Origin of the sequence: Salipiger bermudensis HTCC2601 (assembly GCF_000153725.1) — a bacterium.
Lineage (GTDB): Bacteria > Pseudomonadota > Alphaproteobacteria > Rhodobacterales > Rhodobacteraceae > Salipiger > Salipiger bermudensis.
Window position 1 is genome coordinate 1,660,796 of the sequence record NZ_DS022276.1, and the last position, 24,888, is coordinate 1,685,683.

At 64.0% G+C, this 24,888-nt stretch carries 18 protein-coding genes, 2 tRNA genes and 2 rRNA genes; 13 read left to right on the top strand and 9 right to left on the bottom strand.

Annotated elements, in window-relative coordinates; genetic code table 11:
* Positions 1 to 57: 57 nt before the first annotated feature.
* From R2601_RS07880 to R2601_RS07905, 6 genes are read right to left on the bottom strand one after another with little or no spacing between them, the layout of a single operon-like run.
* Positions 58 to 1,647 carry a gamma-glutamyltransferase family protein gene (locus tag R2601_RS07880; RefSeq protein WP_007796201.1) on the bottom strand — a complete coding sequence of 530 codons (1,590 nt, stop codon included), beginning with the start codon at positions 1,645 to 1,647 and terminating at the stop codon, positions 58 to 60.
* Positions 1,648 to 1,700: 53 nt separating this feature from the next.
* A complete protein-coding gene (locus R2601_RS07885; RefSeq protein WP_040545227.1) occupies positions 1,701 to 2,735 on the bottom strand; it encodes an ABC transporter ATP-binding protein in 1,035 nt (344 codons plus the stop codon).
* A gap of 2 nt (positions 2,736 to 2,737) precedes the next feature.
* Complete coding sequence (locus tag R2601_RS07890) at positions 2,738 to 3,712, bottom strand: ABC transporter ATP-binding protein (RefSeq protein ID WP_007796206.1); 975 nt, start codon at positions 3,710 to 3,712, stop codon at positions 2,738 to 2,740.
* Positions 3,709 to 4,608 (bottom strand): ABC transporter permease, encoded by a 900-nt coding sequence (locus R2601_RS07895; protein ID WP_007796208.1) that lies wholly within the window; start codon positions 4,606 to 4,608, stop codon positions 3,709 to 3,711. Before R2601_RS07895 ends, R2601_RS07890 begins: the two co-directional genes overlap by 4 nt.
* On the bottom strand, positions 4,605 to 5,555 hold the full coding sequence (locus tag R2601_RS07900) for an ABC transporter permease (RefSeq protein WP_007796210.1): 951 nt from the start codon (positions 5,553 to 5,555) through the stop codon (positions 4,605 to 4,607). The genes R2601_RS07895 and R2601_RS07900 overlap by 4 nt, the downstream gene beginning before the upstream one ends.
* Positions 5,555 to 7,162: an ABC transporter substrate-binding protein gene (locus tag R2601_RS07905; RefSeq protein ID WP_007796213.1), complete on the bottom strand. Its 1,608-nt coding sequence runs from the start codon at positions 7,160 to 7,162 to the stop codon at positions 5,555 to 5,557. The genes R2601_RS07900 and R2601_RS07905 overlap by 1 nt, the downstream gene beginning before the upstream one ends.
* A gap of 222 nt (positions 7,163 to 7,384) precedes the next feature.
* Here R2601_RS07905 and R2601_RS07910 point away from each other — a divergent pair, with 222 nt between their 5' ends.
* The 6 genes from R2601_RS07910 (at position 7,385) to R2601_RS07935 (ending at position 13,379) form a co-directional block, all read left to right on the top strand.
* On the top strand, positions 7,385 to 8,026 hold the full coding sequence (locus R2601_RS07910) for a GntR family transcriptional regulator (RefSeq protein ID WP_007796216.1): 642 nt from the start codon (positions 7,385 to 7,387) through the stop codon (positions 8,024 to 8,026).
* A gap of 38 nt (positions 8,027 to 8,064) precedes the next feature.
* Entirely contained in the window at positions 8,065 to 8,889 is an 825-nt protein-coding gene (locus tag R2601_RS07915; RefSeq protein WP_007796218.1) for a sulfite exporter TauE/SafE family protein, read from the top strand.
* 206 nt (positions 8,890 to 9,095) lie between these two features.
* A complete protein-coding gene (locus R2601_RS07920) occupies positions 9,096 to 10,229 on the top strand; it encodes an ABC transporter permease (RefSeq protein ID WP_007796226.1) in 1,134 nt (377 codons plus the stop codon).
* On the top strand, positions 10,226 to 11,017 hold the full coding sequence (locus R2601_RS07925; RefSeq protein ID WP_007796229.1) for an ABC transporter ATP-binding protein: 792 nt from the start codon (positions 10,226 to 10,228) through the stop codon (positions 11,015 to 11,017). The genes R2601_RS07920 and R2601_RS07925 overlap by 4 nt, the downstream gene beginning before the upstream one ends.
* 3 nt (positions 11,018 to 11,020) lie before the next feature.
* Positions 11,021 to 12,760 carry an MlaD family protein gene (locus tag R2601_RS07930; protein WP_007796239.1) on the top strand — a complete coding sequence of 580 codons (1,740 nt, stop codon included), beginning with the start codon at positions 11,021 to 11,023 and terminating at the stop codon, positions 12,758 to 12,760.
* A 13-nt stretch (positions 12,761 to 12,773) separates the two neighbouring features.
* Positions 12,774 to 13,379, top strand: coding sequence for an ABC-type transport auxiliary lipoprotein family protein (locus R2601_RS07935; protein WP_007796247.1), 606 nt, complete (start codon positions 12,774 to 12,776; stop codon positions 13,377 to 13,379).
* Positions 13,380 to 13,493: 114 nt separating this feature from the next.
* On the opposite strand, the gene R2601_RS07940 is transcribed toward R2601_RS07935, so the two are convergent.
* Positions 13,494 to 13,931 carry a DUF302 domain-containing protein gene (locus R2601_RS07940; RefSeq protein WP_007796251.1) on the bottom strand — a complete coding sequence of 146 codons (438 nt, stop codon included), beginning with the start codon at positions 13,929 to 13,931 and terminating at the stop codon, positions 13,494 to 13,496.
* Between the two features lie 117 nt (positions 13,932 to 14,048).
* Here R2601_RS07940 and R2601_RS07945 point away from each other — a divergent pair, with 117 nt between their 5' ends.
* Positions 14,049 to 15,557, top strand: a complete 1,509-nt coding sequence (locus tag R2601_RS07945) for an FMN-binding glutamate synthase family protein (RefSeq protein ID WP_040544495.1) — start codon at positions 14,049 to 14,051, stop codon at positions 15,555 to 15,557.
* Positions 15,558 to 15,622: 65 nt separating this feature from the next.
* Here the strand turns inward: R2601_RS07945 and R2601_RS07950 are convergent, their stop codons facing one another.
* Positions 15,623 to 16,240, bottom strand: a complete 618-nt coding sequence (locus tag R2601_RS07950; protein WP_007796259.1) for a hypothetical protein — start codon at positions 16,238 to 16,240, stop codon at positions 15,623 to 15,625.
* A 276-nt stretch (positions 16,241 to 16,516) separates the two neighbouring features.
* Here R2601_RS07950 and msrP point away from each other — a divergent pair, with 276 nt between their 5' ends.
* Positions 16,517 to 17,422 carry a protein-methionine-sulfoxide reductase catalytic subunit MsrP gene (msrP, locus tag R2601_RS07955; protein ID WP_007796261.1) on the top strand — a complete coding sequence of 302 codons (906 nt, stop codon included), beginning with the start codon at positions 16,517 to 16,519 and terminating at the stop codon, positions 17,420 to 17,422.
* A 27-nt stretch (positions 17,423 to 17,449) separates the two neighbouring features.
* On the opposite strand, the gene R2601_RS07960 is transcribed toward msrP, so the two are convergent.
* On the bottom strand, positions 17,450 to 18,097 hold the full coding sequence (locus R2601_RS07960; RefSeq protein ID WP_007796265.1) for a hypothetical protein: 648 nt from the start codon (positions 18,095 to 18,097) through the stop codon (positions 17,450 to 17,452).
* Between the two features lie 104 nt (positions 18,098 to 18,201).
* Here R2601_RS07960 and msrQ point away from each other — a divergent pair, with 104 nt between their 5' ends.
* The 5 genes from msrQ to R2601_RS07985 all read left to right on the top strand — a co-directional run bounded on the left by msrQ (position 18,202) and on the right by R2601_RS07985 (position 24,714).
* On the top strand, positions 18,202 to 18,810 hold the full coding sequence (gene msrQ / locus R2601_RS07965; RefSeq protein ID WP_007796268.1) for a protein-methionine-sulfoxide reductase heme-binding subunit MsrQ: 609 nt from the start codon (positions 18,202 to 18,204) through the stop codon (positions 18,808 to 18,810).
* Positions 18,811 to 19,546: 736 nt separating this feature from the next.
* A 16S ribosomal RNA gene (locus R2601_RS07970) occupies positions 19,547 to 21,010 on the top strand.
* A 236-nt stretch (positions 21,011 to 21,246) separates the two neighbouring features.
* A tRNA-Ala gene (locus tag R2601_RS07975) sits at positions 21,247 to 21,322 on the top strand.
* A 22-nt stretch (positions 21,323 to 21,344) separates the two neighbouring features.
* Positions 21,345 to 21,421 (top strand) — tRNA-Ile (locus R2601_RS07980).
* A 395-nt stretch (positions 21,422 to 21,816) separates the two neighbouring features.
* Positions 21,817 to 24,714: ribosomal RNA gene (locus R2601_RS07985) — 23S ribosomal RNA — on the top strand.
* Together the 16S and 23S rRNA genes with 2 tRNA genes alongside form the textbook arrangement of a ribosomal RNA operon.
* Positions 24,715 to 24,888: the final 174 nt, after the last annotated feature.

Consider the following 24,888-nt stretch of genomic DNA (forward strand, 5'->3'; position numbering starts at 1 on the left):
CCACCCCGTGAGGGGTGACGCCCGGGAAATGACCGCGGGATGGCGGTCAGTCGGGGATCAGAACCCCAGCGCCATGCCGTCCTTGCGGGTGTCGCTGCCGCCGGTGAGCGTGCCGGCCTTGCGGTCGATCATGATCGCCTGGCTGCCGCCGATCGGGCTGGTCTGGATGGCGAGCTTGTGGCCGCGCGCCTCGAGCTCGGCGCGGGCCTCGGCCGAGACGCCCGGTTCAAGCTGCAACTCGCCGCCGAAGCCGAAACTGCGCGGCGCGTCCATCGCCGCCTGCGGGTCCATGCCAAGATCGAACATGTTCGACAGGAACTGGCCATGGCCCGCCGCCTGGTACTGGCCGCCCATCACGCCGAAGGGCATCACCGCCTCGCCATCCTTGCAGACCATGCCGGGGATGATGGTGTGCATCGGGCGCTTCATCGGCGCGATGGCGTTGGGATGGCCCTCGATCAGGCGGAACGAGGCGCCGCGCGAGTGGAACAGCACGCCGGTTTCGGGGTCGAGCCGGGTCGAGCCGAAGCCGTGGAAGATCGAGTTGATGAAGGACAGCGCGTTGCCGTCGCCATCCACCACGCAGAGATAGATCGTGTCCTTGTGCTCGGGCTCGTCCCAGAGCGCCGGCGCGCCGGCCTTGCTCATGTCGATGCGGGCTGCGAGCGTGTCGACCACCTCGTCCGAGAGCAGGGTCTCGACCACGCCCTCGCAGGTGGCCGGGTCGCCGATCAGCGCGTCGCGGTGATGATAGGCGAGCTTGGCGGCCTCCGCATGGATGTGGATGCGGTCGGCCTCGGACAGGTCCGGACCCATGTCGAACTTGGACAGGATGCGCAGGATCAGCAGCGCCGCGAGGCCCTGGCCGTTGGGCGGGCACTCGTAGATGTCGTGGCCGCCGAACTCCGTCGAGATCGGGTCGACCCAGATCGCGGCGTCCTTGCCGGCGTGGAAGTCCTCTTCGGTCTGAAGGCCGCCGAGCGATTGCAGATGCGCGGCCATCTTCGCGGCGGTCTCGCCCTCGTAGAAGCCGGCGGCCCCCTTCTCGGCAATTTCGCGCAGGCGGGCGCCGATCAGCGGCTGGGCGTGCATCTCGCCGACCTTGGGCGCGGCGCCATTCGGCAGGAACACCTTGGCGGCGTGTTCGTCCGCACCCACCTGCGCCGCGTGCTCGGCCCAGTCCATCGCCACGCGCGGGGTCACGACATAGCCGTTCTCGGCGTAGTGGATGGCGCGGGCGAAGAGCCGCTCGAGCGGCATGGAGCCGTGATCTTCGTGCAGGCGGCACCAGGCCGAGATCGCGCCGGGGATGGTGACCGCGTGGGGGCTGGTCTGCGGGATCTCGTCAGTGAGACCGGTGGCCTTCAGCGCCTCGACGGTGGCGGCCTTGGCGGCGCGGCCCGAGCCGTTGAGCGCCTTCACCGCGCCGCCCTTGGGGGCGTAGAGCGCGAAACAGTCACCGCCGATGCCGGTCATCAGCGGGTCGACGACGCATTGCACCGCAACGGCGCAGATCGCGGCGTCGACGGCATTGCCGCCGGCAGAGAGGATCTCGAGCCCGGCCGCCGTCGACAGCGGATGCGACGTGGCGATCATGGCGTCGGAGGCCAGAGTGCTGGGACGCCGGGCGGAGAAGAAGTCGAACATGGGTCTTTGTGTCCTGCTTTTGATGCTTCGGTTCCGTGAGTGATGTGTGGACCTTAGCGGGTTTCGGAGGCTTGCGCCCCCGTCGAAGTGAGCGGGTGAAGACATGCGACGGCCCGCCCGGCGCCTTGCTGACCGAGCTGCGGGTCGCGCAGCCGGCAATCCTCCTGCGCTGCCGGGCAGCGCGAGGAGAAACGACAGCCATTGGGCAGATCCAGAGGGCTCGGGATCTCGCCCGGGAGCGGCTCGGGGATCGGTTCGAAGAACCGCGGAGCCGCCGCCCGAAGGGCTGCGGAATAGGGATGCGCTGGCGTGTCCAGAACCGCATCCGTGGGGCCGGTCTCGACGATCCGGCCCAGATACATGATGGCAATCTCTTCGCAGAGATAGCTCGCCACGCCAAGGTCGTGGGTGATGAAGACCAGAGTCAGCCCCATGTCGCGCTGCAGGCTGCGCAACAGCGTCAGCAGCTGCGCCTGGGTCGAGACGTCGAGGCCCGAGACCGCCTCGTCGGCCACCAGAACCGAGGGCTCCGAGGCCAGCGCGCGGGCGATGGCGACGCGCCGCACCTGCCCGCCGGACAGGCCCGAAGGGTAGCGGCTGGCGGCGTCGGTCGGCAGGCCCACCCGGTCGATGAGCTGCGCCACGCGGGCGGCTTCCTCGCCTTTCCTCACGATGTTGAAGTGCCGCAGCGGCTCTGCGATGAGCTGTCCCACGGTCATGCGCGGGTCGAGCGAGCCGCGCGCGTCCTGATAGACCATCGCCACGTCGCGGGCGAAGCCGGTGCCGCGGGCGCGCGCCTCGCGGATCGGCTTGCCGCGATAGAGCGCGCGCCCGCCGCTGGGCGCGTCGAGCCCCAGCAGCACCCGCAGGAGCGTCGACTTGCCCGAGCCGCTCTCGCCCACCAGCGCCAGAGAGGCGCCCTGCGCGATGCTCAGCCGCACGCCGTCGAGCGCCTTGAGCCCCACGGTGTCGCGATTGAAGAGACTGCGTCCCGGTTGCGGCACGGAGAATTCCTGCTCGACCTCGATCAGCTCGAAGACCGGCGGAGTGGGCGCCGTGGAGGGGCGCTTGGTCTGGGTCTGCGACATGATCATTCCGGGTTCCAGCAGGCAAAGTGGTGATCGAGCGGGCCATCGGCCCCGGCGCGCGCCGGCTGCAGCGGCGGGGCCTCCCCGGCGCAGCGCGGCAGTGCGCGCGGGCAGCGGGTGGCGAAGCGGCAGCCCACGGGCATCTCGCTATGCGGCGGCACCGTGCCCTCGGGGGCGGTGATGTCCTTGGTGCCGATCTCGAGCACGCAGGACTTCAGCTGCTTGGTATAGGGGTGGCGGTGGCGTTCGAGGATATCGCGGGAGGGACCCGCCTCGACCACCTGACCGGCATAGAGCACCACGATGCGGTCGCAGGACTGGCTGGCCAGCGCCAGATCATGCAGCACGAAGATGCAGCTCGCGCCGCGCGACTTGGTCTGCGCGAGGATCAGCCGCACGATCTGCGCCTGAATGGTCACGTCGAGCGCCGAGGTCGGCTCGTCCGCCAGCAGCAGGTCGGGATTGCAGGCGAGCGCGATGGCCACCATCACGCGCTGCTGCATGCCGCCCGAGAGCTGGTGCGGATAGGCGCTCATCCGGCCCTCGGGGTCGTTGATGCCGACCGAGGTGAAGAGCTCGATGGCGCGGCTGCGCGCCTCGGCTTTCGATAGCCCGAGATTGCGACGCAGCACGGTGATCAGCTGCCGGCCCACGGTGTAGGACGGGTTCAGGGCCGAGCCGGCATCCTGGAAGATCATCGACAGCCGGCGGCCGCGCAGCTTGACCATCTGGCGCTCGGACAGCGCCAGCAGGTCGCCGGCGCCCGTCATCTCGGCCGAGCCCTCGACCTTGGCGCCATCCAGCAGGCGCATCAGCGCCGTGGCGATGGTCGACTTGCCGGCGCCGCTCTCGCCGACGAGCGCGAGGGTCTCGCCCTCGGCCAGCGACAGCGTCACACGATCGAGGATCTTGGCCGCGCCGCGATGCACGCTGAGATCCCGGAGGCTGAGGATCGGTTGGGTGACCATGTCCTTCATGCGCCCCTCCGAAGCTTGGGGTCGAATTCCTCGCGGATGCCGTCGCCGACGATCGACAGCGCGATCAGCAGCAGGGCGAGCGCGAAGCCGGGCATCGCCGACATCCACGCGGCGAAGCTCACGAAGGCGCGGCCTTCTGCGATCATCAGGCCCCAGTCGGGGGTGGGGGGCGTGACGCCGATGCCGAGGAAGGAGAGCGAAGAGGAGACGAGAATGGCCTCGGAGATGCGGATGGTGACCTGCACCGCCAGCGGAAAGATCACGTTGGGCAGCACGTGGCGCCAGATCACCTTGAGATAGGGGATCGACATCAGCGTTGCCGCCTCGACGAAAAGCTGCACGCGCACCTGCATGACGTCGGCGCGCACGGTGCGGGCGAAGGGGCCGATCATCGACAGGCCCACGGCGACGACGACCTTGTCGACGCCCTGTCCGAGGATGGCGATGAAGGCCACCGCGAGGATCAGCGACGGAAGCGCGAGGATCGAGTCGATGAGCCGCATCAGCGCCCATTCCAGCCAGCCGCCCGAGAGACCGGCCGCAAGGCCGATGACGAGCCCGCCGGCGGCGCCGATCAGCACCGAGAAGATGCCGATGATCAGCGCGTAGCGGGCGCCGTAGATCACCCGGCTCAGGATGTCCTGGCCGTAGCTGTCGGTGCCCAGCAGATGCGCCATGCTCGGCGCCTGCATCATCGCGTTGATGTCCTGCATCACCGGATCGTAGGGCGCCACGTAGGGGGCGAAGATCGCCGCCAGCACGTAGCCGGCCGCGACGATCAGGGCGATGGTGAAGAACGGCCGCCGCAGGAAGATCGAGCGCCGGCCGGTCTTGGCCTTTTTCGGCGGCTCGGCGGGCGGCAGGGCGGTCGGGGCGTCTGGAGTCTGGATGCTCATTTCCGTGCCCTCAGCCGCGGGTCGAGGAAGGGATAGGAGAGGTCCACGAGGAGGTTCACTCCGATGAAGAGGGTGGCAGTCATCATCACGCCGGCCTGCACGACCATGTATTCGCGGCCCAGTACGGCGGAGGTCAGCATCTGGCCGATGCCCGGCAGGTTGAAGACCGTCTCGGTCAGCACCGTGCCCTGCAGCAGCACGCCGAGCTGAAGCCCGAGGATGGTGACCAGCGGCATGGCGATGTTGCGCACGCCGTGCACCCAGATCACCCGCCACGAGGGCTCGCCGCGGGCGCGGGCGGCGGCGATGTAGGGCTGCTCCATCACCTCGATGAGGGTGGCGCGGGTCAGGCGCGTGATCATGGCGATGAAATAGGTCGACAGCGTCAGCCCGGGCAGGATCATGTGATAGATGCCGCCCCAGAAGTCCTGCCACGGCGAGACGTAGCCCATCACCGGGAAGAGCTGCATCTTCACCGCGAAGAACCAGATCAGCAGGATGCCGAGCAGGAAGGAGGGGAAGGCGGTGCCGGTCAGGGCCAGCACCGCGGCGCCCGCGTCGAACGCGGTGTCCTTCTTGACCGCCGACAGCACGCCCAGCGGCACGCCGATCAGGATCGCGAAGGCGAGGGAGAAGGAGGCGAGCGTCAGCGTGACGGGCAGCGCCTCCTTGAAGGCATAGGTAAAGATATCCGTCCGGGCGACATAGGATGTGCCCCAATCTCCCTGCACGAACCTCACCGCCCAGTCGGCATATTGCGCGAGGAAGGGCTGATCCAGCCCCAGCTCGGCGGTGAGCGAGTCATACGCCTCCTGCGAGAATTCCGATCCCAGCATGATCTGGATCGGGTCGCCCGGCGCCAGCTTCAGAAGTCCGAAGCTGGCCACCGAGACGACGAACAGGACGACAAGCGTCTGCGCGATCTTTCCCAGTGCCTGTCCCCACATCAGGCGAGGCTCACCGTGTGCAGGTTCACGAGGTCGGCGGGGATGTATTCGAAGCCCTGCACCTTGTTCGAGAACACCTTGTAGATCGGCATATGCGCCATGATGGCGATCGCCGCCTCATCCATGAGCAGATCTTCTGCCTTGTAGTAGAGCTCCTTGCGGGCTTCCGGTTCGAGCACCACCTGCGCCTGCGCGCAGAGGTCGTCGAAATCGGTGTTGACCCACTTGCCGAAGTTCCACGCGCCGTCCGAGCGGAACTCGGGGTAGAGCGTTTCGTCGGGGTCGAGGTCGGCCACCCATTCGAAATCGTAGAGGTCGAAATCGCCCTCGTTGCGGCGCTTCACCCAGGCGGCGGGCTCGATCAGCTCGAGGTTCGCCTTGATGCCGATCTGGGCCAGCATCGGCGCCACGGTCTGAGCGACACGGGTTCCGACCGGACCACGCTCGGCCATCATGTAGGTCACCTCGACCTCGCCCTGGTTCGCAGCCTTGGCGCGGAATTCCTTGGCCTTCTCGAGATCGAACCACTGGCCGCGGCCAGAGGTCGCGATGTCGGGATCGAAGAAGTCGGTCATCGGCGGGGAGATCGGCGTGTAGGCCTGCTGGGCACGACCGAAATAGGCCTGCTTCACGAGGGTCTCGCGATCCAGGGCCCAGGCCACGGCGCGGCGCAGGTTGATGTCGTCGAACGGGGCGCGGGCGCAGTTCATGCCGACATAGGTGTAGTTGCCCTCGATCTCGCCGTAGAGCGTGGCGTTCGGGAAGGCGTCGACCTGATCCACCAGCTGCATCGGGCAGTCGGTCATGCCGTCGATCTGGCCGGCCATCAGGGCAGCAAGCGCGGTCGACGCCTCGTTCATCAGAACGAACGTGACGCGCTCGAGCTTCGGCATGCCTTCTTCGAAATACTCGGTGTTGGCTTCCAGCTCGATGGCATCGTTCTCGCGCCAGGAGACGAACTTGAACGGGCCGGTCCCGACCGGGTTGCGGCCATAGTCCGCACCGTATTTCTGCACGGCGGCGGGGCTGACGATGGTGCCGGCACGGCCGGTGGAGCCGTTCAGCGCCACGGGCAGGAACGCGTAGGGCTGCGAGAAGTGCAGCTTGAAGGTCAGGTCGTCGACGATCTCGACCTCGTCGAGAAGCGCCAGCTTCCAGGCGTGCGGCGACTTGGGCTCGCCTTCCTTGACGCGCAGAAGCGAGAACTTCACAGCTTCGGCGTTACACGGTGTCCCATCATGGAACATCACGCCGTCGCGCAGCTTGAAGACGTGGGTCTTCTCGTCCTCGAGGTCCCAGGTCTCGGCGAGATCGGGCTCGAAGGTCACGTTGGTGCCATCATAGGCGATCTTGAGGAGACCGTTATGGATGTTGTTGATGATCTGGATCGCCGACAGGAAGCCGGTGAAATGCGGGTCGAGCGTGTCGATGACCTTGATCGACGCGATCCTGAGGTGGCCGCTCTGCTGGGCGCGGGCGATGCCCGGCGCGCCGGTCGAGGCGGCTGCGGTCAGAAGGCCTGCGCCCATCCCCTTGAGCACGGCCCGGCGACCGAATCGCGCCGAGAGGCGCTCGGCCAGAACCTTCTTGTGATCTACCTTCTTCATTCTTTGTCTCTCCTGTTGGCATGGTCTCCTCCCTTTTTCTCCATAGAGGCCAGTGCCTTTGTCGCGGCCCGGTTGGCTCCGGATCTCGCCCGCCTCGGTCTGGTTTCGAGGCGTTTTTGTCGATGTCTCCCTAATCATGCGACGTAGTTATGAATTCAACTTGCTGGGACATGTATACATATGCAAGATAAAAGTGTTCCAAACGCGGAAGGCGGACGACAGATGTCTATTCGCACGGCAGAAAACATTTTCGAGACGCTGGTCGACGGCATTGTTGCCGGGCGGATGCCTCCGGGTGAGCCGCTGGTCGAAAAGGCGCTGGCCGAGCAGTTCGGCGTGTCCCGCACCCCGGTGCGTGAGGCATTGCACCGGCTGGAGCAGGCGCGCCTTGCCGAGCGCGGTGCGCGGCGGGCCTTTTTCGTGCGGCAGATGGCGCCAGACGATCTGGCCGAGCTGTTCGAGGCAGCGGGCGAGGTCGAGAGCGGGCTGGCGGCTCTGGCGGCCAATCGCATGAGCGAGATCGAACGCCGCAAGCTCGAGGCGATCCTCGCCGAGGGCGACGCCTGCGACGATCCCGAAGCCTATGGCGCGATCAATGCCCGTTTCCACGACACCCTCAAGAGCGGCGCGCGCAATGCCATCCTCGCCGCCACGCTCGACGAGCTGAACCTGCGCACGCTGGCGTGGCGTGCCGCCAATTTCCACGAAGATGCCTCCCGGCTCGAGACCTCGCGGGCCGAACATCGCGGCATCACCGAGGCCATTCTCGCGCAGGACGCCGAGACCACGCGACGGCTGATGCGCAGCCACGTGGCCTCGTCCTACATCGTATTGACCGACATCCTTGCCCGTCGGGCGGAGTGATCCGCGCCGTTGCCGCCCTAGCCATTCTGGAGACCTAAATGCCCGATCTGACACTGACGCTGGAACTGCTGCTTTTCATGGTGGTGATCGGAGGGTTTGCGGGTGTGCTCGCGGGGCTTCTTGGCGTCGGCGGGGGCATCGTTCTGGTGCCCGCTTTCTTCTTCACCTTCCAGGCGCTGGGCTATGACGGGCCGCAGACCATGCAGGTCTGCCTTGCCACCTCGCTGGCGACGATCATCGTCACCTCGCTGCGTTCGGTGGTCAGCCACAACCGCAAGGGCGCGGTCGACTGGGACATCCTCAAGGGTTGGGCGCCGGGCATCGTGATCGGCGCCATCATCGGCGTGCTCGCCGCCTCGGCGCTGAAATCCACCAGCCTGCAGGTGATCTTCGGGGTGCTGGCGCTGGTGATCGGTGCCTACATGACCTTCGGCAAGCGCAGCTGGCGTCTGGCCGAGGCGATGCCGAGCGGCGGCAAGCAATACATCTATTCCCCGGCGGTGGGCTTCCTGTCGGTGCTGATGGGCATCGGCGGCGGCAGCTTCGGCGTGCCGCTCATGAGCCTGCACAACGTGCCGATCCACCGCGCCGTGGCGACCGCCGCCGGCTTTGGCGTGCTGATCGCGGTGCCCTCGGCGGTGGGCTTCCTGCTGCTGACCATCGAGCCGGGCTCTCGCCCGCCCTTCACCATCGGCGCGGTGAACCTGCCGGGCTTTCTGGTGGTGATCGCCATGACCCTGCTGACCGCGCCCCTGGGCGTCAAGCTCGCCCATGCCATGGATCCGGCGCCGCTCAAGAAGCTCTTCGGCGCCTTCCTGATCCTCGTGGCGCTCAACATGCTGCGCAAGGCGTACATCGGCTGAGCACCGCCGCCGCTGCCGATGCTTCGAGTTGCCGCATGGCCTTGCCGTGCAAACAGCGGTTGCTGCGGGCCTCAGAGTGGATACCGTATCCCGGAGGGTGCGGCCCGGTTTGCCGGGCATCAGATCTGAGCAGAGCGACCCCGGCGTGATGCCGCCGCGCGATCCGCGAGGGGCCGCCCGGTGGAGCCGGAGCAGAGGCAGGGCAGATGGCGGCGCGACAGGAACGGATCGAGTTCGGTCTTTCTGAGACAGGCGCGGAGGCGGTGCTGAGCCTCTCGGGTGCGCTGTCGATCCGCACCGTGAGCGTTCTGCGCCAGCGTTTTGCCGCGCTGGGCTTCGACCGGTCGCTGGTCGTCGATCTTGCCGGGGTCGAGCGCATCGACACCGCCGGGGCGTGGCTGCTTGTCGATCTCGAGGCGCGGGCGCAGGCCGCGGGCGGCAGCTTCGGGCTGCGCAACGTGAGCGACACCACCGCCCTGCTGCTCGACAATGTCCGGCAGGCCCGTCCCGAGCGTGAAGACCGTCCGGCTGCGGCGCGCGGCATTCAGGCGCTGCTCGAGCAGATCGGCCGCGCGGTGGTGGGCGGCCTGCGCTACTTTGCCGACCTGACCGGGTTTCTCGGCCTGTTCCTCGCGCGGCTCGGGCGGGTGCTACGCCATCCCTCACAGTTCCGCCTCACCGCGCTGGTGGCGCATTGCGAGGATGTGGGCCTGCGCGCCGTGCCGATCGTGGCGCTGATGTCGTTCCTGATCGGCGTGGTGTTGGCCTTTCAGGGCTCCGAGCAGCTGCGCCAGTTCGGCGCCGAGGTCTTCGTGGTCGACCTGATCGCCATCTCGGTGCTGCGCGAGCTGGGCATCCTGCTCACCGCGATCATCGTGGCGGGCCGGACAGCCTCGGCCTTCACCGCCGCCATCGGCTCGATGAAGATGCGCGAGGAGATCGACGCGATGCGCACGCTCGGGCTTGATCCCGGGGTGATGCTGTTCGTGCCGCGTATTCTTGCGCTGCTGCTGATGCTGCCGATCCTCGGGCTGATCGCCGATTTCATGGGGCTCTTCGGCGGCGCGCTGATGGCGTGGCTCGAGCTTGGCATCTCGCCCTCGATGTTCGTCACGCGGCTGATCGAGGGCACCGGCGTCGGGCATCTTCTCGTGGGGCTGGTCAAGGCCCCGGCCTTTGCGCTGATCATCGGCGTGGTGGGCTGCCACGCGGGGATGCAGGTCAAGGGCAACGCCGAGTCGCTGGGGCGGATGACCTCGGGCGCGGTGGTCGCGGCGATCTTCGCGGTGATCCTTGCCGACGCGCTGTTCTCGGTGTTCTTCGCGAAGGTGGGCATATGAGCGAGGCAGAGCGAGACGCGGTGATCCGGGTGCGCGGGCTAAAGACCCAGTTCGGCAGCCACGTGGTGCACGAGGATCTCGACCTCGACGTCTATCGCGGCGAGATCCTCGGCGTGGTCGGCGGCTCGGGCACGGGCAAGTCGGTGCTGCTGCGCACCATCACCGGGCTACAGACCCCGGCGGCGGGCGAGATCGAGGTGTTCGGCGTCGACGTGCTGGGGCGGGGCGCCGTTCGCGACAGCCTCGACGACCGCTGGGGGGTGATGTTCCAGGATGGCGCGCTGTTCTCGTCGCTGACGGTGCGCGAGAATATCGAGGTGCCGATGAAGGCGGTGCCGGGGCTGGCCCCCGACATTCGGCGCGAGCTGGCGGATCTGAAGATCTCGATGGTCGGGCTGCCCTATCTCGCCGGCGACCTCTATCCGTCCGAGCTCTCGGGCGGGATGCGCAAGCGGGCGGGGCTGGCGCGGGCGCTGGCGCTCGATCCCGAGATCGTTTTCCTCGATGAGCCCACGGCGGGGCTTGACCCCATCGGCGCGGCGGCTTTCGATACGCTGATCCGAAACCTCAGCCAGTCCCTTGGACTCACGGTCTTTCTCGTGACACATGACCTCGACACGCTCTACGCGATCTGCGACCGCATCGCCGTGCTCTCGGAGCGCCGCGTCCTTGTGACCGGCAGCCTCGCGGACATGCTCGAGGTCGACGACCCCTGGGTGCGCGAGTATTTTCACGGACCGCGCGCCCGGGCGGCGTTTGCGGACACCGCGACAGGCACGGAGGACTGAGGCATGGAAACCCGCGCCAACTATGTGCTGATCGGGGCGTTCACGCTGGCGGGCTTTCTCGCGATGCTGGCGGCCTTCATGTGGTTCGCCAATATCCAGCTCGACCGCCAGTTCGCCTATTACGACATCGACTTCCCGACCGTCTCCGGCCTGTCCGATGCCTCCGACGTGCGCTTTTCCGGTCTGCCGGTGGGGCAGGTGGTCGATGTGCGCCTGTCGCCCGAGCGCGACGGAACGGTGCGGGTGCGGATCGAGATCGGCGCCGACACCCCGGTGCGGGCCGACAGCGTCGCCACCATCGAGGCGCAGGGCGTGACGGGGGTGTCCTATGTCGGCATTTCCGCCGGCACGCCCGAGGCGCCGCTGCTGTCCGAGGTCTCGGACGACGACGTGCCCAATATCGAGGCCGGTCAATCGGTGCTGCAATCGCTCACCGAGGACGCGCCGCTTCTGGTCTCCGAAACCTTGCGCGCCGTGCAGGACGTGCGCCAGCTCTTCGGTGACGAGAACCAGGCCAAGGTTCAGAGCATCCTCGACAATATAGAGGACTCATCGGTTGCCTTCGCGCAGGCGCTGGATGATTTCTCGGCGGTCGGTGGCTCGGTCGCCACCTTCGCGGATCAGATCGACCGCTTCAACAACACGCTCGACTCGGTCAGCCGCGACGCCTCGGCAACGCTGGCGGATGTGCGCGAGGCGGTGGTCTCGGTGCGCGATCTCTCCGAGGAGGCGCGCGGGGTGCTTGAGCAGGGCGGCGGCACGCTGGAGCGCGCCGACAGCGCGATCGGGTCCGCCGAGCGCTACGTCACCGACCAGCTTGGCCCGGCGACCGAACAGCTGCAGCGCTCGGTGGCCGATATCGAGACCCGCTTCGCCGCGCTCAGCGACAGCGCCGGCGGGCTGGTCGAGACCTTCACCGAGACCGGGGAGACAGCGACGCAGCGCCTGACCGAGGCGCGCGAGACACTGACGGCCACCAACGAGATGATCGCCAGCATCGGGGCCACGATGGAGAGCGTCGATGGCGCGGCGCAGAGCGTCGACACGCTGATCGTGGGCGACGGAACGGCGTTGGTGGCTGAGCTGCGCGAAGCCACCGCGCAGGCGACGCGCGTCATCGAAGAGGTCGGCGCGGTGGCCGAGACTGACCTGCCCGCGATCATCGCCGATATCCGCAGTGCGACCGACACCGCCTCGGGCGTGGTGTCGCGCGTGGGCGAAGACCTGTCCTCGGCCTCGGGGCAACTCGACGATCTGGCACGCAACGCGGGCGAAACGCTCGACAGTGTGCGCGTGACATTTACCAATGCCAACGACACGCTCTCTGCCATCAACGCGGCGCTCGAGATCGGCGACCGCGCCTTGCGGGCAGCCGAACAGGCCTTTCAGGGCGCCGACCGGGTGATGAACGAAGAGGTGGCGGGCATCGCCGAGAGCTTGCGCGCGACGCTGGCGCAGCTCGAGACCGCGGTGGCCGAGGTCGCGGGCGAAGTGCCCGGCGTCACCGAGGAGCTGCGCGCCGCCAGCCGCTCGGCACAGGCCGCCTTTGCCGAGATCGAGACGGCGGTGGGCCAGAGTGCCCCGGCGGTCAGCGCCTTCGCCACCGATGCGTTGCCGCAGTTCGGGCGGCTGGCGGTCGAAACGCGGACCCTGATCAACAACCTCGATGACCTGGTCGAGCGGCTCGGGCGCGATCCCGGCCGCTTCCTGCTCGACCAGCGCGCCCCGGAATACGGGCGATAAGGAGATGACCCCCATGCTGCGCCTGATCCCGATCCTGTTCGCTGCCGCCCTCACCGGCTGTGGCGCGCTCACCGCGCTCGAAGAGGCGTCGACCCCTCTCGAGGTCTACGAACTGCGCACCCCGGAGGTGGCGCAAAGCGGTGCGCGGCGCGGCGTGGAGGTGATCGTCGAGGAGCCGCTCGCCAGTGGCTCGCTCGCGACCGAGCGCATCATGATCCGACCCTCGCCGCTACAGGCGCAGTACCTGCCCGGCGTGCGCTGGGCCGATCCGGCGCCGGCGATGCTCCAGACGATGCTGGTGCGCAGCCTGAGCGAGACCGGCGGGCTGGGCTCGGTCAGCCGCCGGCCCGTCGGCCCGCGCGCCGATTACGCGGTACTGGGCGAGCTGACCGATTTTCAGGGCGAGGCGATCGAGGGGGCCGAGAGCGGGCTGGTGCGGGTACGTTTCGTGCTGCGCGTGGTGCGCGAGGGCGATGCCCGTGTCGTGGCGACCCGAAGCTTCGAGGCCACCGAGCTTGCCGCCGCGACCGATCCCGACAGCATTGTTGCCGCCTTCGACAGCGCCACCTCGCGGCTGCTGCCCGAGGCGGTGGCGTGGATCGTCTCGCAGGCCCGCTGAGAGGCCCGCGGGCGCACTGCCCCGAGACCTTGATCTTCGACCGCGCGCGATCGCCGAGGCGTGGTACGAGGCCGGGCCCCGGGGGGCATTGCCCGTGGCGGCGGTGGACGGGCCTTACTCCATCCCGATTGCCGCCCGCGCCAGCCCGTCGAGCAACTCGTGGATGGTCTGCATCTCGCCCTCGGGGAAGGCGCGGAAGCCGATGGTTGTGGTCTCGGGCGCGTCGTGGCGCACCATGACGAAGATGTCGTAGGGGCAGAACATGATGTTCATCGGATCCGCCTCCATCACCTGTCGCGAGAGTTGCGCCGAGCAGAAGCTGTAGACATCCGCCTGATCGTAGAGAACCACGTCCGAGCCGACGTCCTCGCGCGTGCGCTCGAGCATCTCGCCCACGTGGCTGATATGGTCGACCACGAGGCCAGCGTCGATGATCGCGTTCTCGAGCCCGAAGGTCACGTCGTCGAAGCTCTGGTCGGTGTCATAGGAAACGACATCGGCGGCCAGTGCCGGCGCGGTGCTCAACACGAGCGCTGCCATCCATTTCATCATCTCTCTCCTCCCTTTCGGTTGCCGTCCCCGGCAAGCGTTGTCACTGTGGCGTCAGGACTCGCAGGGTATGCGGGAGGCGGCTATCATGCAAATGAATGAATACGTGAGGATGTGACCATGGGTGCGGCAATGTATGCGCTTCAGGTGCTGGCACTGGTCTTTGTCGCGGTGGTGGGGATCGGCGTCTTCGTGGCGCTGGCGCTCTATGTCATCGACTCGGTGCAGTCGAACGACGCGATCCGCCGCAACTACCCGGTGATCGGCCGGTTCCGCGGCCTGTTCACCAAGTTGGGCGAGTTCTTCCGGCAGTATTTCTTTGCCATGGACCGCGAGGAGATGCCGTTCAACCGGGCGCAGCGCGACTGGGTCTATCATGCCACCAAGGGCAAGGATAACACCGTCGCCTTCGGCTCGACCCGCAACCTCAACATCCCCGGCACGCCGATCTTCGTCAACGCGGTGTTCCCGCCGCTCGACGACCAGTTCGCCACCACCGACCCGATGGTGATCGGCCCGCACGCGCGGGTGCCCTACCTGGCCCGGTCGATCTACAACATCTCGGGCATGAGCTATGGCGCGATCTCGAAGCCTGCGGTCGAGGCGCTGAGCAAGGGCGCCTGCGAGGCGGGGATCTGGCTCAACACCGGTGAGGGCGGGCTCTCGCCTTATCACGAGGCGGCGTCTTGCGATCTGGTGTTCCAGATCGGCACCGCCAAGTTCGGGCTGCGCGACGAGCAGGGCCGCATCGACGACGACAAGCTGCGCGCCGTGGCTGCCAACCCGCAGGTCAAGATGTTCGAGCTGAAGCTGGCGCAGGGGGCCAAGCCCGGCAAGGGCGGCATTCTGCCGGGCGAGAAGGTCAACGAGGAGGTCGCGGCGATCCGCGGTCTCAAGGTCGGGCAGGCGGGGATCTCGCCCAACCGTCACCCCGAGATCGACGATTTCGACGATCTGCTCGACATGATCGGCCATATCCGCGAGGTCTCGGGCAAGCCCGTGGGCTTCAAGACGGTGATCGGCTCGTCGGATGCGTGGGAGGATCTCTTCAAGCTGATCAATGAGCGCGGCAGCGAGAGCGCGCCCGACTTCATCTGCATCGACGGCGGCGAGGGCGGCACCGGGGCGGCGCCGATGCCGCTGATCGACCTCGTTGGCATGCCGATCCGCGAGGCGCTGCCGCGCATCGTCGACCTGCGCGACCGCTACGGTCTCAAGGACCGCATCCGCATCATCGCCTCCGGCAAGCTGGTGAACCCGGCCGACGTGGCCTGGGCGATCTGCCTCGGCGCGGATTTCGTCACCTCGGCGCGCGGCTTCATGTTCTCGCTCGGCTGCATCCAGGCGCTGAAATGCAACCGCAACACCTGCCCGACCGGCATCACCACCCATGACCCGCATCTTCAGCAGGGGCTGGTGGTGCAGAACAAGTACAAGAAGGTGGCGAACTACGCCAAGGGCGTCATCAAGGAGGTCGAGACCATCGCGCACTCGGTGGGTGTCTCGGAGCCGCGCCAGATGCGGCGTCGCCACGTGCGCATCGTGCAGGCCGATGGCAGCTCGATCCCGTTCAACAAGATCCGGCCGAGCTACCAGGCCGAAACCGCGTCGCCTCAACACGGCGCCTGAGCCGGGCGGCGGGTGTTGCCCCGCCGCGAAAAGCGCGGCAGGGCAACGGGATCAGGCCCAGATCATCAGGCGTGGATCATCCGCCCGGCTTTCATCTCGGCAAAGACGTCGCGCTTGCCTTTGCCCTTGCTGCCTTTCGCGCGGGTTTCCTCGAGCTCCTTGTTGAGCCGGGCGATCTTGGCTTCGCGCCCGAACAGCGCCTCGAGGAAGATCTGCTTCACCACGCTGACATGCTTCTTGTCCTTGAGGTTCAGCTTCTTCGCGGCCTCGGTCGCGGCCTTGTTGGGGTCTTTGTAGCCGGTTAGGCGCGCGCAGTGATGATCGACGAATATCTTGCTCTTGAAGAAGGCCGGCACCGCCTTGCCCTCGAGCAGCTTGCTGCAATGCTGCTCCATGAAATCGATCACCTTCTTGTAGTCGGGGTTGTCCCATTCCTCGATGCCGAAGGCGAGATCGGCGATCTGCTGCATCTTCGGCGACATCTGGATCTTGTGGCTGGCGTTCTTGGCAAAGAACATCTGGTAGCGCACCGCGGGGCGAGCGTCGGCGGTGACGTATTTGAAATAGGCGTCGTATTCCTTGTTGCCGCGCAGGAATTCGTTGAAGGCGCGGACCAGTTCGGTGTCGCGCTTGATACCGGCGATGGTGGTCGGGTAGGTCACGAGGCCAGCTTTATAGGGCATTGGGGCTTCCTTTCATAAGCGGCCACGAGCCGGGCCGGGAGGGGAGGGAGGCGGTTGCGGGCCGATGATCTGCCCTTGGCCGCGGTGTTGTGCCGGGTAAGTGCGGGCTCGCGCCGAAAAGGTTCATCGCCGGGCATCGGCGCGGGCAGCGGAATTGGGCAGAGGGATCGGGCGGGGGCAATGTTTCAGCGCCCGAACGTGAACGTGAGACGCTTTGCTTTGGCAGATGCGCATCGCTCGCATACCTTTTGTCCAAGCAAACACAGGAGGTTCCGCATGGCTGGCCGCTACAAGAGTCCGCTGACCGCATCCGACGTCACCCCCGAGCACGCCTGGCTCAACCGCCGCCAGCTGATGGCCGGTGCCGCCGGGCTCGGTCTGGCCGGTCTCGCCGGCAGGGCGGGCGCAGCGCCGGGCGATCTCGAGCCCAACGACTGGGAAGAGATCACCAGCTACAACAATTACTACGAGTTCGGCACCGGCAAGGAAGATCCCGCCCGCCATGCCGACCAGCTCACCATCGACCCCTGGACGGTGCGCATCGACGGCCTGGTCGACCGGCCCGGCGACTATGCCTTCGACGACATCATGTCCCAGATGACCATCGAGGAGCGCATCTACCGCTTCCGCTGTGTCGAGGCCTGGTCGATGGTGGTGCCGTGGAACGGCTTCGAGCTCGCCGACCTTCTGGATCTGGCCGGGGTGCAGCCTTCGGCGAAGTATGTCGCCTTCGAGACCGTGCTGCGCCCGGACGAGATGCCCGGCACCGCCTACAAGATGCTCGATTGGCCCTATGTCGAGGGGCTGCGGCTCGACGAGGCGGTGCATCCCCTCACCATCATGGCCACCGGCATCTACGGGCGCGACATCCCGAAACAGAACGGGGCGCCGCTGCGGCTGGTGGTGCCGTGGAAATACGGCTTCAAATCGATCAAGTCGGTGGTGCGCATCACCCTGACCGACAGCGAGCCGCCGACCGCGTGGAACAAGGCCAACGCGCGCGAGTACGGCTTCTATTCCAACGTGAACCCCGAGGTCAGTCACCCACGCTGGTCGCAGGCGACCGAGCGCGAGATCGGCGGCGGGCTGTTTTCGCCCCGCAAGCCCACGCTGATGTTCAACGGCTATGCCGACGAGGTTGCGTCGCTTTACGAAGGCATGGATCTCGCCGAGAACTTCTGAGGCGCAGTGTTTCTGTCAGAGCCCCTGTCAGAGCCCCATGCGATAGCGCAGGCTGCGGTGATGATCCGGCGCGGCATGGGCGTTCTGCGCGGCGATGGCCCGCATCTCGGCGATGAAGGTCTCGCGCGCGCTCAGGTATTTGGGGATGTAGAGATGCGGCTGATCGGCAAAGCTCAGGACCAGCGCCGGCCGGTTTGGGTGCATCTCGATCCCGGTCAGGCCGGAGAGCTGCCGGGTCTGTGGGCGGGGGTCGATGCCGTAGCTGCGGATCTCGCGACGGTCATAGGCGACGCGCTGCACGAAGAGCAGCATGGCCGTCGAATAGGCCAGCCCCGCCCCGATCGCGAGCTTGAGGATTCGCGCGCCTTCCGGAAGCGCCCAGCCCACCGACTCCGTCAGGGGCGTGAGGTCCACATATATAAGCATCAGCGCCGCAAGGATCGGTCCGCCGATGCGCAGCCCCCAGGGCGGGCGCAGCACGGTGCGGAAGTCCTCGGTCGTCGCGCGCGAGGGGAAGGCGGCAGAGAGCACCGAGAGCCCGACATCCTCGAGGCTGTCATCCTGCGCGAAGACAGAGGTCTCGCCCTTGGATTTTTTCCAGAGCCGGAAGGCGATGGTCAGAAGCACGGAGGCCCCGATGCCGCAAACCGCAAGCAAGAGCGTGTCACCAATCATGTGGTCGATCCTCAATTGATCTGCCTCCGGGATCGCAGGGGAATATGGACCGGGTGGTGCGGAATTCGGGTAAGTTGAAGACAATGCAAAGGAGTGGCCGCACCATGCTGGTGGACCGGATCAACAAGGGGGCGCGGCGGGTGCCGAGCTGGCTCGTCTACCTGCTCTTGGCGCTGCCCGCGCCGTGGCTCTTCTATAGTGGTGCGACCGGCGGCCTCGGCGTCGAGCCGATCAAGGCGCTCGAGCACGAACTGGGCGAGTTGGCGCTGCAACTGCTGATCGCTGGGCTCTGCATCACGCCGCTGCGCCGTCATGCCGGGGTCAACCTGCTGAAGTTCCGCCGCGCCGTGGGGCTGATGGCCTTCTTCTACGTGGCGCTGCATCTCCTGGTGTGGCTGGTGCTCGACATTCAGGACCCGGCCCGGATCTGGGCCGATATCGTCAAGCGCCCCTATATCACCGTGGGCATGGCAGGCTTCCTGCTGTTGCTGCCTTTGGCGCTGACATCGACCAACGGGGCGATCCGGCGACTTGGCAAGCGATGGCGGCAGCTGCACCGGCTGGTCTACGCGGCGGCGCTGCTGGGCGGGCTGCACTTCGTGATGCTGGCGAAAGGCTTCCAGATCGAGCCGCTCCTCTATCTGGGGGCGACGGTCGTCCTGGTGGCGCTGCGGCTCCCGGCTCTGCAGCGCCGCGTGGCCCTGCGCAGCTGAGGATCTCCCATCCGGCACATCTTAGCGCCCCGACTCGTCCGAGTCGGGGCGCTTGCGATTCAGGAGGGGTGACTCGGGTGAGTCCGGGGCTGACTCGGCCGGATTCTGGATGGATCTGTGGATAGGTCTGTGGGCAGCCCGTCCCCTAGTGCGGTGACTCGCTTGAAGCTGTTGGTGTTGCCGTTGGGTCAGGGTGTTTTGTTGTGGTGTTGGGCGAGAAAGTTTGTCCTTCAAGTCATTGATATCATGCGATTTATGATCTTCTTTTGGAAGAACATGACGTTTTCCTAAAAAAGGGGTTGCGGGTGTCGGGGGGGATCCGTAAAAGCCCCTTCACCGGCGGCGCTGAGGCGCACGACGGGGCGCCAGACGGGGCGGCGGCGAGGCGGAAACGCGGAGCTGACGCAGACGAGGCGGACGACAAATTCGAGAGGCATGACGGGCGGCGCGCCGGAAGTTAGGGCGCACTGGTTTGGTTTTGTCTCTCACGCTGTTTGACATCGCTAATATCTGAAGAGATATGTGGGCGACCTTGGTTCATTCGATGGATCAAACGTCTGTATATCGCGCTTCTAGGGTTTCGGCCCGATGATGAAGTGTCAGCTTCACTGTTTGTACGGCTTCTGGTTTTCTTAGGGAAACCTGGAGCACATCAAACAGATGACTTCATCCGGTTTAGCCACCGGATGAGATGTGCAGAGGTTCGAACGTCAAGGATAACCGAGCAATCGGTTTTCAACTTGAGAGTTTGATCCTGGCTCAGAACGAACGCTGGCGGCAGGCCTAACACATGCAAGTCGAGCGAGACCTTCGGGTCTAGCGGCGGACGGGTGAGTAACGCGTGGGAACGTACCCTTTTCTGCAGGATAGCCACTGGAAACGGTGAGTAATACTGCATACGCCCTTCGGGGGAAAGATTTATCGGAGAAGGATCGGCCCGCGTTAGATTAGGTAGTTGGTGGGGTAATGGCCTACCAAGCCTACGATCTATAGCTGGTTTGAGAGGATGATCAGCCACACTGGGACTGAGACACGGCCCAGACTCCTACGGGAGGCAGCAGTGGGGAATCTTAGACAATGGGGGCAACCCTGATCTAGCCATGCCGCGTGAGTGATGAAGGCCTTAGGGTCGTAAAGCTCTTTCGCTGGGGAAGATAATGACGGTACCCAGTAAAGAAACCCCGGCTAACTCCGTGCCAGCAGCCGCGGTAATACGGAGGGGGTTAGCGTTGTTCGGAATTACTGGGCGTAAAGCGCGCGTAGGCGGATCAGAAAGTTGGGGGTGAAATCCCGGGGCTCAACCTCGGAACTGCCTCCAAAACTCCTGGTCTTGAGTTCGAGAGAGGTGAGTGGAACTCCGAGTGTAGAGGTGAAATTCGTAGATATTCGGAAGAACACCAGTGGCGAAGGCGGCTCACTGGCTCGATACTGACGCTGAGGTGCGAAAGTGTGGGGAGCAAACAGGATTAGATACCCTGGTAGTCCACACCGTAAACGATGAATGCCAGTCGTCGGGTAGCATGCTATTCGGTGACACACCTAACGGATTAAGCATTCCGCCTGGGGAGTACGGTCGCAAGATTAAAACTCAAAGGAATTGACGGGGGCCCGCACAAGCGGTGGAGCATGTGGTTTAATTCGAAGCAACGCGCAGAACCTTACCAACCCTTGACATCCTCAGCTACATCCAGAGATGGATGGTTCCCTTCGGGGACTGAGTGACAGGTGCTGCATGGCTGTCGTCAGCTCGTGTCGTGAGATGTTCGGTTAAGTCCGGCAACGAGCGCAACCCACATCCTTAGTTGCCAGCAGTTCGGCTGGGCACTCTAGGGAAACTGCCCGTGATAAGCGGGAGGAAGGTGTGGATGACGTCAAGTCCTCATGGCCCTTACGGGTTGGGCTACACACGTGCTACAATGGCATCTACAGTGGGTTAATCCCAAAAAGATGTCTCAGTTCGGATTGTCGTCTGCAACTCGACGGCATGAAGTCGGAATCGCTAGTAATCGCGTAACAGCATGACGCGGTGAATACGTTCCCGGGCCTTGTACACACCGCCCGTCACACCATGGGAGTTGGGTTCACCCGAAGGCCGTGCGCCAACCTTTCGAGGAGGCAGCGGACCACGGTGAGCTCAGCGACTGGGGTGAAGTCGTAACAAGGTAGCCGTAGGGGAACCTGCGGCTGGATCACCTCCTTTCTAAGGATGTTCCTGGTTGATTGGCTTGCCAATCACGTGGAACACTTAGCAAGCCTCGGTTAGTCGCCGAGGCACATCATCGGACCCGGGTCGTCCTCATATCTCTTCAGAACGTAAGCATCGGGCATCGGCTCGGTGTGACAGTGGCTCCCAGGATTGCCACCGGGTGACGCTCCCGGGACATTGCTGACGCAATGCCCTGACGCGCACTCCCACAATTCTGCGGGCAGAATTGTGGGGCCTTAGCTCAGCTGGGAGAGCGCCTGATTTGCATTCAGGAGGTCAGGAGTTCGATCCTCCTAGGCTCCACCACTTCTGGCGGGCCCATCGGAATGGGTCGGTAGCTCAGGTGGTTAGAGCGCACGCCTGATAAGCGTGAGGTCGGAGGTTCAAGTCCTCCTCGACCCACCATTCCGCTCGATTAGATCGATAAGCACTTGTGAGTGTTTATCCGTCCAATCGGACGAGATTTAACATCGTATAGAGAGATACAAATCAACCTTGCTTGGTTTGCCGAAGTAACGGCGAAACCTCTGCAGGTCTTCCTCCGGGAAGAGGTGATTGACCAGTCTAGCCGGCCGGTCCGTCATATCCCTGTTGAAACGAGCAAGTGTTGTCCAAGTCAAGTACACTAACCCGTGCGATCGCGAGATCGCACAAGTCCACTCGACAGAGTGGGCGGGAAAGTATGCTTTTGATCCGGTAACAAGATGGTCGACACGAACCAGCGTCGGCCGTCAGGTTCATGTGCTCAAGTAGCCGTAAGGCGGTAGCACACTAGACTGAACCTGTCTTTTACTGGATCAAATCAAGCGCGAGAAGGGCGTTTGGTGGATGCCTTGGCAGTAAGAGGCGATGAAGGACGTGATACTCTGCGATAAGTCCTGGCGAGCTGAGAATAAGCTTTGACCCAGGAATTTCCGAATGGGGCAACCCACCTGATAATCTTCAGTTATTGCTTCGCAATAACCACACTCCGTGCCTGCTCAATGCAGGTACACCGATCCTTCGGATCGGCACTGGGCGTGGTGCGAGGCTCTTATCTGGGGGTTAAAACAGGTACTTTTAACCTGAATACATAGGGTTTTAAGAGCAAACCCGGGGAACTGAAACATCTAAGTACCCGGAGGAAAGGACATCAATAGAGACTCCCCTAGTAGCGGCGAGCGAACGGGGACCAGCCGAGCCTTGAGAGTGACCAGAAGGATCTGGAAAGATCAGCCATAGTGGGTGACAGCCCCGTATGGGAAGCTCGATAGGACGTATCAAGTAGGGCGGGACACGTGAAATCCTGTCTGAAGATCGGAGGACCACCTCCGAAGGCTAAGTACTCCTTACTGACCGATAGCGAACCAGTACCGTGAGGGAAAGGTGAAAAGCACCCCGACGAGGGGAGTGAAACAGTACCTGAAACCGAACGCCTACAATCAGTCGGAGCTTCCTTGCGAAGTGACGGCGTACCTTTTGTATAATGGGTCATCGACTTGGTCTATCTAGCAAGCTTAAGCCGTTAGGTGTAGGCGCAGCGAAAGCGAGTCTTAATAGGGCGTCGAGTTAGATGGATCAGACCCGAAACCGAGTGATCTAGGCATGACCAGGATGAAGGTAAGGTAACACTTACTGGAGGTCCGAACCCACACCTGTTGAAAAAGGTCGGGATGAGTTGTGCCTAGGGGTGAAAGGCCAATCAAACTCGGAGATAGCTGGTTCTCCGCGAAATCTATTTAGGTAGAGCGTCATCCGAATGCCCCGGGGGGTAGAGCACTGGATGGGTAATGGGGCCCCACAGGCTTACTGATCCTAACCAAACTCCGAATACCCGGGAGTACTAGATGGCAGACACACTGCGGATGCTAACGTCCGTAGTGGAGAGGGAAACAACCCTGACCTACAGCTAAGGCCCCCAATTCATGGCTAAGTGGGAAAGCAGGTGGGACGACCAAAACAACCAGGAGGTTGGCTTAGAAGCAGCCATCCTTTAAAGATAGCGTAACAGCTCACTGGTCTAATCAAGTTGTCCTGCGGCGAAGATGTAACGGGGCTCAAGCCATGAGCCGAAGCTTAGGATGCCGTAAGGCATGGTAGCGGAGCGTAGTGTGATATAGGATCTATCCTCTTCTGCATCCTTCGGGATGCAATGGAGGACAGGATCCTTTCAGTGAAGCCCGGGCGTGAGCCATCGGGTGGAGAGATCACTAGCGAGAATGATGACATGAGTAGCGACAAAGAGTGTGAGAGACACTCTCGCCGAAAGTCCAAGGGTTCCTGCTTAAAGCTAATCTGAGCAGGGTAAGCCGGCCCCTAAGGCGAGGCCGAAAGGCGTAGTCGATGGGAACCAGGTTAATATTCCTGGGCCATGTGGTGGTGACGGATCGCAGAGGTTGTCAGTCCTTATCGGATTGAACTGGCAGCTGAGCGGTCCCTGGAAATAGCCCCACTTTAGGACCGTACCCTAAACCGACACAGGTGGACTGGTAGAGAATACCAAGGCGCTTGAGAGAACGATGTTGAAGGAACTCGGCAAAATACCTCCGTAAGTTCGCGAGAAGGAGGCCCGGTTCCTAGGCAACTAGGGGCTGGGGGCACAAACCAGGGGGTGGCGACTGTTTACTAAAAACACAGGGCTCTGCGAAGTCGCAAGACGACGTATAGGGTCTGACGCCTGCCCGGTGCCTGAAGGTTAAAAGGAGGGGTGAGAGCTCCGAATTGAAGCCCAGGTAAACGGCGGCCGTAACTATAACGGTCCTAAGGTAGCGAAATTCCTTGTCGGGTAAGTTCCGACCTGCACGAATGGCGTAACGACTTCCCCGCTGTCTCCAACATCGACTCAGCGAAATTGAATTGCCTGTCAAGATGCAGGCTTCCCGCGGTTAGACGGAAAGACCCCGTGCACCTTTACTACAGCTTCGCACTGGCATCAGGATTGTGATGTGCAGGATAGGTGGTAGGCTTCGAAGCAGGGACGCCAGTCTCTGTGGAGCCAACAGATGAGATACCACCCTTCGCACTCTTGATGTCTAACCGCGGTCCGTTATCCGGATCCGGGACCCTGCGTGGCGGGTAGTTTGACTGGGGCGGTCGCCTCCTAAAGCGTAACGGAGGCGCGCGAAGGTTGGCTCAGAGCGGTCGGAAATCGCTCGTTGAGTGCAATGGCAGAAGCCAGCCTGACTGCAAGACTGACAAGTCGAGCAGAGTCGAAAGACGGCCATAGTGATCCGGTGGTCCCAAGTGGGAGGGCCATCGCTCAACGGATAAAAGGTACGCCGGGGATAACAGGCTGATACTGCCCAAGAGTCCATATCGACGGCAGTGTTTGGCACCTCGATGTCGGCTCATCTCATCCTGGGGCTGGAGCAGGTCCCAAGGGTACGGCTGTTCGCCGTTTAAAGAGGTACGTGAGCTGGGTTTAGAACGTCGTGAGACAGTTCGGTCCCTATCTGCCGTGGGTGTAGGATACTTGAGAGGAGTTGCCCCTAGTACGAGAGGACCGGGGTGAACGATCCACTGGTGGACCAGTTGTCGTGCCAACGGCAGTGCTGGTAGCTATGATCGGACAGGATAACCGCTGAAGGCATCTAAGCGGGAAGCCCCCTCAAAACAAGTATCCTGAGGACCGTGGAAGACCACCACGTCGATAGGCCGGAGATGTAAGCATGGTAACATGTTCAGTTGACCGGTACTAATGGTCCGATAGGCTTGATTTGATCCAGTAACAGACAGGGACACAAACCTGACTGCGAACACTCAAAAGCATACACATACAGCGTACTCGACTGACAGCACCGCCCGACAGGGCAGGTTGATGAACACCCACCCGCAGTGACGGGATCTGGCAGCGCGCTTCGCGTCGCGAAACGCTCCCTGCCGCACCGTCTCTG